Raw genomic sequence first — 10780 nt, 5'->3', positions numbered from 1 at the left:
GGACCTGAACCCGCTGCTGGACCAGCTCGAGCCGATCCTGCTGGGCCGCCAGCCGCGCGGGCCGGCGGCGCACGGCAGCCGGCTGCGCGAGCGGCGAGCCGACTACCGGGCGACGGCGCTGTACCGGCTGATCGAGCGGGTCAAGCAGCTCTTCCTAGACCGCTAGCGGCAGCCGGCGCTTGCGTTCGCCGGTCAGTGCGAACAAGGCGTTAGCCAGCGCCGGCGCCACCGGCGGCACGCCCGGCTCGCCGACGCCGCCGGGCGGGTTCTCGCTGACGACGATGTGGGTCTCCACCACCGGCGCCTCGGCCAGCGTGACGAGGCGGTAGTCGGGAAAGCTCTTCTGCCGCACCGCGCCGGCCTCGATGTCGATGCGGCCATAGAGCGCGGCGCCGAGGCCGAAGATCGCGCCGCCCTCCATCTGCTGGGCGACGATGCCGGGGTTGACGACGGTGCCGCAGTCGATCGCGCAGACGATGCGGTGCACCCGCGGCCGCCCGTTGTCGATCGACACTTCCAGCACCTGCGCCACGATGCTGCCGAAGCTCTCGTGCAGCGCCAGTCCGCGCGCGCGGCCGGCAGGCAAGGCCTGGCCCCAGCCGGCGCGGTCGGCGGCCAGCTTCAGCACCGCCGCGTGGCGCGGCAGGCCGTCCAGCAGCGCCAACCGGAAGGCCAGCGGGTCGGCGCCGGCCGCATGGGCCAGCTCGTCGATGAAGCTCTCGGTGAAGAAGGCGTTGTGCGAATGGCCCACCGAGCGCCAGAAGCCGATCGGTACACCGCTCAGCGTGGCGGCATGGGCGATGCGCTGGTGCGGCACCTCGTAGGGGTGGTCGAACAGGCCCTCGCTGGTGGTCTTGTCGGGCATATCGATCGGCCCGGCCAGCGCGGGCAGCACCCGCTCCATCCAGCGCGGGGAGATCGCATCGCCGGCGGTGCCGACCTGCAGCGCGACGAGCTTGCCGGCGGCATCCAACCCGCCCTTCATCAGGGCGGCGCCGGCGGGGCGGTAGAAGTCGTGCGTGGTGTCTTCCTCGCGCGGCCACAGCAGCTGCACCGGCGCGCCGCCGGTCTCCATCGCCACCCGCACCGCCTGGCCGACGAAATCCGCCTCCAGCCGCCGGCCGAAGCCGCCGCCGAGGTAGCTGACGTGGACCGTCACGTCCTCCGGCGCCACGCCGGCCGCGCGGGCCGCGACGTCGCGGGCAAGACCCGGCACCTGGGTCGGCGCCCACAGCTCGACCTTGCCGCCGGCCACGCGGGCGGTGCAGTTGATCGGCTCCAGCGCGGCATGGGCGAGATAGGGCGCCTCGTACAGCGCCTCGACATGCTTCGCCGCGGCGGCCAGCGCCGGGGCGGGATCGCCCTGGCTGCGGAAGGCCAGGCCTGCGTCGCCGGCGGCGCGGCGAGCCTCGGCGGCGAGATGCTGGCGGATCGCCTCGCTGTCCAGCGGGCCGGCCGGGCGCGGCTGCCAGGCGATCTCCATCGCCTTGGCGGCCTGCATCGCATGCCAGCTGGTGCGGGCGACGACGGCCACGGCCGCGTGGCCGCCTGCGTAGGCGCCGAGTTTCACCACGCGCAGCACGCCGGGCGCCTTCAGGGCCTCGTCGACCGGCACCGCGCCGGGCGCGCCGCCCAGCATCGGCGCATGGCGCACGGCGGCGAAGAGCAGGTCGGCGGCGGGCCGCTGGTCGATGCCGAAGCGGGCCGAACCGTCCACCTTGGCCTGCAGGTCGCGCCGCGGCGCCGGCTGGCCGATCAGGCGCCAGTGCTCGCGCGGCTTCAGCAGCACCTCGCCGGGCGGGGTGTTGGCGGCCTCGCGCGCCAGTTCGCCGAAGTGGGCGCTGGGGCCGGATGCGTGGCTGATGAGGCCGTCGGTCAGCGTCAGCTCGTCGCGCACCAGCTTCCAGCGCAGCGCGGCGGCGCCCATCAGCTGCGCCCGCGCGGTGGCCGCGGCCCAGCGCAGCGGCTCCCAGGCATCGGCCACGCTGGAGCTGCCGCCGGTCATGTTGATGCCCAGCTCGCGGGCGAGCTTGGCGATGGTCCAGGCGCCGAGCCTGGCGATGCGGGCCTCGTGGCCCGGCTCGGTCTGCCGCGGGTTCAGCGGCAGCTGGCCGATGAAGGCGGCCACGTTGCCGTACAGCGTCTCGTGGCCGGCCTCGACGAGGCTCACCCGCGCCAGCGGGAGCTCGAGCTCCTCGGCCACCAGCTGGGCCAGCGCGGTGTGCACGCCCTGGCCCATTTCGCTGCGCGGCATCGCCAGCAGCACGTGGCCGTCGGCGATGTTGATCTTGATCCAGCCATTGATGCCGATCCCGCCGTCGATCGCCGGCAGCGTGTCGGCCGAGCCGAGCCGGCTGCGCGGCGGCAGCGCGCCGAAGCCCACCAGCAGCGCGCCGCCGGCCAGCCCGCTGAGCAGCAGCGTGCGGCGCTTCATCACGCGGCGGCTTTCTTCTTGACCGCCGGCATGGGGCCGGACTCCGCCGCCGCCTTGATCGCGGCCCGCACGCGCGGATAGGTGCCGCAGCGACAGAGGTTGGTGATGGCGGCGTCGATGTCGGCGTCGGTGGGCCGCGGCTTGGCGGCCAGCAGCGCGGCGGCGGCCATCAGCATGCCGCTCTGGCAGTAGCCGCACTGCGGTACCTGCCCGGCGATCCAGGCGAGCTGGACCGCGTGAGGGCCTTGCGGCTCCTGGGCCAGGCCTTCGATCGTGCGCACGTCCTTGCCGGCGACGGCGGACAGCGGCGTCACGCAGGAGCGCGTGGCCTGGCCGTCCAGGTGCACCGTGCAGGCGCCGCAGGCCCCGATGCCGCAGCCGAACTTGGTGCCGGTGAGGTGCAGGCCATCGCGCAGCGCCCACAGCAGCGGCATCGCCGGATCGCTGGCATGTTCGGGCAGGGGCTGCAGGCGGCCGTTGAGCTTCAGATCCATGGGGCTGTTACGGGGGCGCAGGAGTGCGCGGCAGCATAGCAGCGCGACAATCGGGGGCATGAATGAAGAACGTGCTCCCGATTCCCGCGCCCTGGTCGACCTGCCTGCCCAGCCGGCGGCGCTGCTGTTCGTCGTGCTGCACGGCGAGGGCGGCGAGGCGGCGCAGATGGCGCCGCTGGCCCGCGCGCTGCGCGGCCAGTATCCGCAGGCGGCCATCGTCTCGCTGAACGGGCCGCTGCCGGCCGACGGCGGCTTCGGCTGGTTCGCCGACCCGGCCGCGATGGAGGCGGCGCTGCCCGACTTCATCGCCCGCATCCGCGCCTGGGCCGCCCATTTCGCGCTGGATTGGCCGCTGGTCGCGTTGGCCGGCTTCGGCCAGGGCGCCATGCTGGCGCTGGAGGCACTGCAGGCCGAGCCCGCGCTGGCCGGCCGCGTGATCGCCATCGGCGGCGGCTACCTGGCCCGGCCCGAGGAGGCGCCGCACCAGGTCTGCGTGCACCTGCTGCACGGCATGGCCGACGAGGTCCATCCGGTCCGGCCGGTGGTCGACGCGGCCCGCACGCTGGTGGCGCTGGGGGCGGACGTGACCGCCGACGTGCTGCCCGGCATCGGCCACGAGCTGCACCCGCAGCTGGTCGAGAAGGCGATGGAGCAATTGCGCACTTTCGTGCCCGCGCGCCTGTGGCGCGAGGCGGTGCTGGCGGCCGCGGAGCAGGACCGGCAGCAGAAGCAGCAGTGAACAAAGAAAAAAGGCGCCTCCTCGGAGGCGCCTTCTGCTTGATCGCTGCTAATGCCGGAAATCAGCGGATGCCGTGCATCTTCTTCAGCATCCAGGGATTCAGCAGCATCATGACGATGCCCGCGCCGATCGGGATCAGCGTGAAGATCAGGAAGAAGGTGGACATCGAATAGGCCTCGGAGATCCTGTCGATGTAGCTGCCGGTGGCGCCGGCCAGCTTGTTGGCGATCGAGGTGTTCAGGAACCAGATGCCGAACATCAGGCCCAGCAGCCGCGCCGGGGCCAGGCGCGAGATGTAGGACAGGCCCACCGGCGACAGCGTCAGCTCGCCCATCGTGTGGAACAGGTAGGCCACGGTCAGGAAGACCATGCTCACCTGCGCCGTCTTGGCGCCCGGCGCGATGCCGGCCGAGCCGTAGGACAGCGCGGCAAAGCCGCAGCCCAGCAGGATCAGGCCCATGCCGAACTTGATCGGGCCGCTGGGGTTCCACCACTGGTCCCACATCTTGGTGAAGTAGGGCGCCAGGATCACCAGGAAGAAGGAGTTCAGCACGCCGAACCAGGTGGCCGGCACTTCCGACTGGTCCAGCGCGAACTCGCGGCCCAGCATCCACAGCGACAGGCCCCAGATCAGCAGCAGCGCCAGCGCCAGCACCGCGTTGGACGAGGCAATGCGCCCGCCGGTGGCCCTGGCCAGCTTGACCCACAGCCAGGAGAGGATGGCCGCCGGGATCAGCGTCATCAGCGAGTTGATGACCTTGAAGGCGAAGCCGCCGGTGCCCACCAGCGTGCGGTCGGTGTAGTCGGCCGCGAAGATGGTCATCGAGCCGCCGGCCTGCTCGAAGGCGAACCAGAAGAAGATCGTGAAGAAGGAGAACACGCCGATGGCGATCAGGCGGTCGCGCACGACGTGGGCCGGGCCTTCCTCGTCGCGCGTCGCGGCCACGGCAGCGCGGCTCTCGTCGCTGGGTACGGCGCCGATGTCGCCGAACACCTTCTGGCCCAGCCAGAACTGCAGCGCGCCGAGGATCATGAACACGCCGGCCAGGCCGAAGCCGAGGTTCCAGGACACCTTCTCACCGATGTAACCGCACAGGGAAATGCCGAAGAAGGCACCGGCGTTCACGCCCATGTAGAACAGCGTGTAGCCGCCGTCGCGGCCCTGCTCGTTGTCCTTGTTGTAGAGCTGGCCGACGATGGCCGAGATGTTCGGCTTCAGCAGGCCCGTGCCGCAGACGATCAGCGCCAGGCCGGTGTAGAAGGTCGGCACCGAGTCCAGGTACATGCAGACATGGCCGGCGGCGATGACGAAGCCGCCGATCAGCACCGCGCGGCGCGTGCCGAGGAAGCGGTCCGCCAGGTAGCCGCCCAGGATGGGCGTGAAATACACCAGCATCGTGTACCAGCCGTACAGCGTCGTGGCCTCCTCGCGGCTCCAGCCCCAGCCGCCCTTGGCCGCGGTCGAGACCAGGAACAGCACCAGCAGCGCACGCATGCCGTAGTAGGAGAAGCGTTCCCACATCTCGGTGAAGAACAGGACGAACAGGCTGTCAGGGTGCCCCAGGATGGTCTGGGGCGCCCCGGCTTTGGCGGTATTCAAGGCAAGGCTCCGGCGATGTTGAACGGCCCGCTTGTGGCGGGCCGGCATGAAGGCGCGATTGTCGCTGGCCGTTTCCCCGTGGCCCGGGGGCCGCTACCCGGGATTTCCCGAGCGATGGGTGTTGCGCAGCATGCGCAGGCCGTTGAGCACCACCAGCAGGCTCGCGCCCGCATCGGCGAACACCGCGAGCCACAGCGAGCCATGGCCCGCCAGCGTCAGCGCCAGCACGGCGAACTTCAGGCCGAGGGCCAGCGCGATGTTCTGCTGCAGCACGGCCGCCGTGCGGCGCGACAGCGTGATCAGCTCCGGCAGGCGGCGCAAGTCGTCCTGCATCAGCGCGATGTCGGCCGCCTCGATCGCCACCGCCGTGCCGCCGGCGCCCATCGCGATGCCGATGTCGGCGCGGGCCAGCGCCGGCGCGTCGTTGACGCCGTCGCCGACCATCGCGACCGGGCCGTGTTCCGCGTGCAGCTGCGCGATGGCGGCCAGCTTGTCCTCGGGCAGCAGCTCGGCGCGCACCTGATCTGGCGTCAGGCCCAGCTGCGCGCCGATGGCCCGGGCGGTGCGGGCGTTGTCGCCGCTGAGCATCTGCAGGCGGATGCCCTGCGCCTGCAGTTGCGCCAGTGCCTCGGCGCTGTGCGGCCGCACGGTGTCGGCCACGGACAGGAGGCCTAACTGCAAGTCTCCACGGCAGAGGACGACGACCGTCTTCCCCTGCGCCTCGAGCGCTTCCTGGCCCGGCGCCGCGCCCAGCCAGCGCGGGCTGCCCAGCGACCACGCCTGGCCCTCGATGCGGCCCTGCACGCCGCGGCCCGCCAGCGAGACGAAGTCGCTCACGGCGGCCAAGGGCCCGGTGTGCGCGGCGACGATAGCCTGCGCCGCCGGGTGCGTGGACAGCGCATCCAGGCTGGCGGCGATGCGCAGAATCTCCTCGCGGCTGCTGTCCCCCAGCGGCAGCACGTCGGCCAGCGCCGGCCGGCCTTCGGTCAGCGTGCCGGTCTTGTCCAGCGCGATGCTCTTCAAGTGCCGCGCCTGCTCCAGGTAGAGGCCGCCCTTGACCAGCATGCCGCGCCGCGCGGCGGCGGTCAGGCCGCTGACGATGGTCACCGGCACCGAGATCACCAGCGCGCAGGGGCAGGCGATCACCAGCAGCACCAGCGCCCGGTAGGCCCAGGGCGCGAAGGGCTCGTTCAGCAGCAGCGGTGCCAGGCCAGCCAGCGCCACCGCGCCCAGCACGACCAGCGGCGTGTAGACGCGGGCGAAGCGGTCGATGAAGGCCTGCGTCGGCGCGCGCTGTGCGGCGGCTTCCTGCACCGCGGCGGCCAGGCGGTCCAGCAGGGTCAGGCCCTTGGCGGCGGTGACGCGGTAGTCCAGCGCGCCGCTGCCGTTGACGCTGCCGGCCAGCAGCGTGTCGCCGGCGGCCTTGGCGCGCGGCAGGCTCTCGCCGGTGATGACCGCCTCGTCGACGGCTGATTCACCGGCCTCGACCACGCCGTCCAGCGCCACCCGCTCGCCCGGCCGCACGCGCAGGCGGGTGCCGACCACGAGCCCCGCCACCGGCTGCATCGCCCAGCCGCCATCGGCCTGCTGCGCCATCGCCTGCTCCGGCGCCAGCACCGCCAGCGCCTGGATCGAACGGCGGGCCCGCGCCAGGCTCAGCGCCTCGATCATCTCGGCCAGGCCGAACAGCCAGACCACCATCGCCGCCTCGGGCCACTGGCCCAGCGCCACCGCGCCGATCACGGCCAGGCTCATCAGCAGGTGGATGTTCAGGGCCAGGCGGCGCAGCGCGATCAGGCCCTTGCGCAAGGTCGGCAGCCCGCCCAGCAGCACGGCGAGCAGCGCCAGCGCGATCACCGGCGCGGAGTTCTCGACACCGCTCAAGTAAGCCGTTACTTCGGCGCCGACTGCCGCCGCGCCGGCCGCGGCCATGCGCCAGCGCAGTGCAGCGGGCACGGTGGGCGTCTCGGGCGCGGGCTGCTGGTCGGCGAGCGGCTCGGCCCGCATGCCGACGCCGGCGACGGCGGCCAGCAGCGGCGCGGTGTCGGGCAGGCGGTGGTCCACCGACAGCGTGCGGCCGATCAGGTCGAAGTTCAGCGCCAGCACGCCGGGGATGCCCGCCAGCGCGGTGCGCAGCAGCTGTTCCTCGGTGGGGCAGTCCATCGCGGCGATGAACAGGCGGCTGCGGGTGGCGCCGCTTGCGAGTGCGCCCGGCTGGGCGGGCGCCGGCGCGGCTGCATGCTGATGATGATGATCGTCGTGGCCGCAGCAGGCGTGCTCGTGATGGTGATGATGGTGCGAATGACTGCTCATGCCGCCATTGCACAGCCTGTAGTGGCTCCAGAGTCAACCGTCCTGGGCCCGCTCCCTGTTCAACCGGCCGCTGCCGCGGCGATGAAGGCCGCCGTGGCGTCCACCTGGGTCAGCGGCAACATGTGCCCGCCATCGACCAGCGTCAGCCGCGCCCCGGGCAGACTGGCGGCGAGGGTCTCGCCCTGCTCGTCGGGCCGCAGCAGGCGGTCGCCGCGCCCGTAGAGCACGGCCACCGGGCAGCGCATCGCGGCATAGCGTCCGGTCATCGCGGGCAGCTCGGCGGGGCCGTCGGCCAGGTCGGCGCAGGCGTTGGCGTAGCAGCCGGGTCGCATCCCGAGCAGCGCCCCGCCGCGGGTGGCGAAGTGCGGGACCACGGCCTCCGGCCCGAACACCTCGGCCAGCATCGGCTCGCTCCTGGCCATGGCGGCGGGCAGCGCCAGAGTCCAGCCGATCAGGCCGCGGGCCCGGCGGGCCACCTTGAGCCCGTCGAACACCGGCGAGATGCGCGATGGCGTGTGGGTCAGCGGCGCGATCAGGGCCAGCGCCCGCACCTTGTCCGGATGCCGCTGCGCCAGGGCCAGCGCCACGGCGCCTCCGAGCGAATGACCCACCACGGTCGGCGGCCCGGGCAGCGCCAGCGCCTCGATCAGCGCGGCCATCGCGTCGGCCTGCACGCTCAGTGCCGCCGAGGCGCCGGCGTGGCGCACCGACCAGCCGGCGCCCGGCCGGTCCACGGCGATGACGCGGAAGCGGTCCTTCAAGGCATCGACCAGGCCATAGCTGTAGTGGCGCAGATTGCCGCCGAGGCCGTGGATCATCAGCAGCGCCGGCTTGCCCGGGTCGCCGGCTTCCAGCACATGCAGCCGCGCCCCGGGCACGTCGACGAAGCGGCCCTGCGGCGGCAGGCCGGCCTCGATGCGGCGCACGCTCCAGGCGGTGAAGGCGGCCAGGCCGGCAAGGGCCAGGGCGGCCAGGGCGACGAGCGCGAGCAGGATCAGCAGCAGGGTCATGGGGCCTTTCCGGATGGCTCGCTCAAGGGTGAAGAGAACTGCAGCACGCCGTCCTCGAGCCGGCTCCAGCGGACGCTGCGCAGGTCGGCGAGGTAGTCCTGGTGGACCTGCCAGGGCCGGGCCGCGCCCTGCTGCGGCAGCAGTGCGGCGGCGCGCTGGACGTAGCCGGAACTCAGGTCCAGGAAGGGCCGGCGCGGCACATCGGGATCCTCGCGCGGCACCGCGACGGCATGGCCGCGCCGGTCCATGTGGCGCAGCAGCCGGCAGACGTAGGAGGCGGTGAGGTCGGCCTTCAGCGTCCAGGAGGCGTTGGTGTAGCCGAAGGTGGCCACCAGGTTCGGCAGGCCGGACAGCATCATGCCCTTGTACGACAGCGCGCGATGGGGCTCGAAGGGCCGGCCGTCCACGCTGAGCGCGATGTCGCCGAGCACGTTGAGCTTCAGGCCGGTGGCCAGGACCACGATGTCCGCCGCCAGCTCGCGGCCGCCGGCCAGGCGCAGGCCGCTGGGCGTGAAGCGCTCGATGGTGTCGGTGACGACCTCGGCGCGCCCCGCGCGGATGGCGTGGAACAGGTCGCCGTCCGGCGCCACGCAGACCCGCTGGTCCCACGGGGCATAGCGCGGCGAGAAGTGCTCGTCCGCCAGCTGCCGCGAGCCGAGGGCCTCGGCCGCCATGGCGGCCAGGCGCTGCCTGAACAGCTCGGGCCGGCTGCGTGCCAGCCGGTAGTAGAAGCGGTTGACCAGCAGGTTCTTCCAGCGCGCCAGCCCGTGGGCCGTGCGGGCCGGCAGCCAGCGTGCCAGGCCGACGGCGATGCCGTCCACCGACGGGCGGTCCACGACGTAGCTGGGCGAGCGCTGCAGCATCGTCACCTGGGCCGCGCCCTGCTGCGCCAGCGCCGGCACCAGCGTCACGGCGGTGGCGCCGCTGCCGACGACGACGATGCGCCGCCCGGCGAGGTCGAGATCGCCGGGCCAGAACTGCGGCTCGACGATGCGTCCGCGGTAGTCCTCCTCACCGGCGAAACGGGGCCGGTGCCCCTCGGCATAGCTGTAGTAGCCGCTGCACAGGTGCAGGAAGCGGGTGCGCCAGGTCTGGGTCTCGGCCCCGGCCTGCACGGTCAGCGTCCAGCACGCCGCCTCGCTGGACCAGGCGGCGGCCAGCACGCGGTGTTCGTAGAGGATGCGCCGGTCGATGCCCGCCTCGGCCGCGGTGGCGCGGAGGTAGTCGAGGATGGCCGGCCCGTCCACGATCGCCCGGCCGCCGCGCCAGGGCCGGAAGGGATAGGCCAGCGTGTACATGTCGGAGTCGGAGCGCACGCCGGGATAGCGGAACAGGTCCCAGGTGCCGCCGCTGCTGCCGCGCGCCTCCAGGATGGCATAGCGCTTGGCGGGGCAGCGGCGCTGCAGATGGTGGGCCGCGCCGATGCCGGAAAGGCCGGCGCCGACGATCAGCACGTCGAGGAGGGTGTCCTGGCTCACCGGCGGATCGTAGGCGCGGCATGTTCCCTCATGCCGTACGGACTAACGCGGAGCCTCGGCGCATCGCGTGTTCCACTCTGGCGCGGCTATGCTCCCGCCATCATGCGCATCGGCGAACTGAGCCGCGCCACCGGCGTGGACATCGAGACCATCCGCTTCTACGAGAAGAGCGGCCTGCTGCCCGGCCCGGCGCGCAGCGCCAATGGCTACCGCGACTACGCGCAGCCGCACCTGGAGCGGCTGGCCTTCATCCGCCACTGCCGGGCGCTGGACATGTCGCTGGCCGACGTCTCGCAGCTGCTGGCCAGCCTGAACACCCGCGATGCGGCCCAGCTGGCCAGCGTGGACGGCCTCGTCGACGCGCAGCTGGCGCGGGTGCGCGCGCGGCTGGCCAGCATGCGGGCGCTGGAGCAGCAGCTGGTGGCGCTCAAGGCCCGCTGCGATGCGGACCACGCGGCGCACGGCTGCGGCATCCTGGAGGAGCTCGTGTCCGCCGCGCAGGGCGAGGCCTGCGCCTGCCACCACGAGGTTCAGCCCGGCAAGACCTGACCCCGCGCCACCTCGATGAAGGCGCGCAGCTTCGGCGCCATCGACGCGCGGCGCGGGAAGTAGAGGAACAGCCCGGCCTCGTCCAGCGACGCCGCCGGCAGCACGCGGCGCAGCCGGCCGGCCTTCAGATCGTCCCGCACCAGCGGCTCGAACAGGTAGGCGA

The 10780-nt window shown here is 72.8% G+C and carries 8 protein-coding genes and 1 pseudogene; 2 read left to right on the top strand and 7 right to left on the bottom strand.

All coding sequences use genetic code 11. The features are described 5' to 3' along the window. Positions 1-154 precede the first annotated feature (154 nt). Together B0W88_RS25530 and B0W88_RS25525 are read right to left on the bottom strand one after the other, a co-directional pair. Entirely contained in the window at positions 155-2434 is a 2280-nt protein-coding gene (locus B0W88_RS25530) for a molybdopterin cofactor-binding domain-containing protein (protein ID WP_083749067.1), read from the bottom strand. Then, positions 2434-2928 (bottom strand): (2Fe-2S)-binding protein, encoded by a 495-nt coding sequence (locus tag B0W88_RS25525; protein WP_077037418.1) that lies wholly within the window; start codon positions 2926-2928, stop codon positions 2434-2436. Before B0W88_RS25525 ends, B0W88_RS25530 begins: the two co-directional genes overlap by 1 nt. 58 nt (positions 2929-2986) lie before the next feature. Here B0W88_RS25525 and ypfH point away from each other — a divergent pair, with 58 nt between their 5' ends. Beyond that, positions 2987-3667 carry an esterase gene (gene ypfH / locus B0W88_RS25520; RefSeq protein ID WP_158080938.1) on the top strand — a complete coding sequence of 227 codons (681 nt, stop codon included), beginning with the start codon at positions 2987-2989 and terminating at the stop codon, positions 3665-3667. 61 nt (positions 3668-3728) lie between these two features. Here the strand turns inward: ypfH and B0W88_RS25515 are convergent, their stop codons facing one another. The 4 genes from B0W88_RS25515 to B0W88_RS25500 form a co-directional block, all read right to left on the bottom strand. Beyond that, positions 3729-5267: a peptide MFS transporter gene (locus B0W88_RS25515; protein WP_077037417.1), complete on the bottom strand. Its 1539-nt coding sequence runs from the start codon at positions 5265-5267 to the stop codon at positions 3729-3731. Positions 5268-5360: 93 nt separating this feature from the next. Beyond that, positions 5361-7580: a cation-translocating P-type ATPase gene (locus B0W88_RS25510; RefSeq protein ID WP_077037416.1), complete on the bottom strand. Its 2220-nt coding sequence runs from the start codon at positions 7578-7580 to the stop codon at positions 5361-5363. Positions 7581-7639: 59 nt separating this feature from the next. Continuing rightward, the gene (locus tag B0W88_RS25505) at positions 7640-8590 is read right to left on the bottom strand and encodes an alpha/beta fold hydrolase (protein WP_077037415.1); all 951 of its coding nucleotides are present in this window, start codon (positions 8588-8590) and stop codon (positions 7640-7642) included. Continuing rightward, the gene (locus B0W88_RS25500) at positions 8587-10068 is read right to left on the bottom strand and encodes an NAD(P)/FAD-dependent oxidoreductase (RefSeq protein ID WP_077037414.1); all 1482 of its coding nucleotides are present in this window, start codon (positions 10066-10068) and stop codon (positions 8587-8589) included. Before B0W88_RS25500 ends, B0W88_RS25505 begins: the two co-directional genes overlap by 4 nt. Before the next feature lie 102 nt (positions 10069-10170). On the opposite strand from B0W88_RS25500, the gene B0W88_RS25495 reads away from it, so the two are divergent. Continuing rightward, positions 10171-10617 carry a Cd(II)/Pb(II)-responsive transcriptional regulator gene (locus tag B0W88_RS25495; RefSeq protein ID WP_077037413.1) on the top strand — a complete coding sequence of 149 codons (447 nt, stop codon included), beginning with the start codon at positions 10171-10173 and terminating at the stop codon, positions 10615-10617. On the opposite strand, the pseudogene B0W88_RS25490 reads toward B0W88_RS25495, so the two are convergent. Next, positions 10599-10780 (bottom strand): annotated as a pseudogene (locus B0W88_RS25490) (LysR substrate-binding domain-containing protein); the annotation flags it as partial. The gene B0W88_RS25495 and the pseudogene B0W88_RS25490 sit on opposite strands and share 19 nt — an antisense overlap.

The sequence above is a fragment of the Pelomonas sp. KK5 genome (genome assembly GCF_001984095.1).
Taxonomy (GTDB): Bacteria; Pseudomonadota; Gammaproteobacteria; order Burkholderiales; family Burkholderiaceae_C; genus KK5.
Note: the sequence above shows the minus strand (reverse complement) of the source record. Positions and strands in the feature narration are given on the sequence as shown.

What these genes read in the sequence shown, in the direction of transcription:
- B0W88_RS25530 (WP_083749067.1), bottom strand. Translation starts at nt 2,434, where the DNA reads ATGAAGCGCCGCACGCTGCTGCTCAGCGGGCTGGCCGGCGGCGCGCTG.
- B0W88_RS25525 (WP_077037418.1), bottom strand. Translation starts at nt 2,928, where the DNA reads ATGGATCTGAAGCTCAACGGCCGCCTGCAGCCCCTGCCCGAACATGCC.
- ypfH (WP_158080938.1), top strand. Translation starts at nt 2,987, where the DNA reads ATGAATGAAGAACGTGCTCCCGATTCCCGCGCCCTGGTCGACCTGCCT.
- B0W88_RS25510 (WP_077037416.1), bottom strand. Translation starts at nt 7,580, where the DNA reads ATGAGCAGTCATTCGCACCATCATCACCATCACGAGCACGCCTGCTGC.
- B0W88_RS25505 (WP_077037415.1), bottom strand. Translation starts at nt 8,590, where the DNA reads ATGACCCTGCTGCTGATCCTGCTCGCGCTCGTCGCCCTGGCCGCCCTG.
- B0W88_RS25495 (WP_077037413.1), top strand. Translation starts at nt 10,171, where the DNA reads ATGCGCATCGGCGAACTGAGCCGCGCCACCGGCGTGGACATCGAGACC.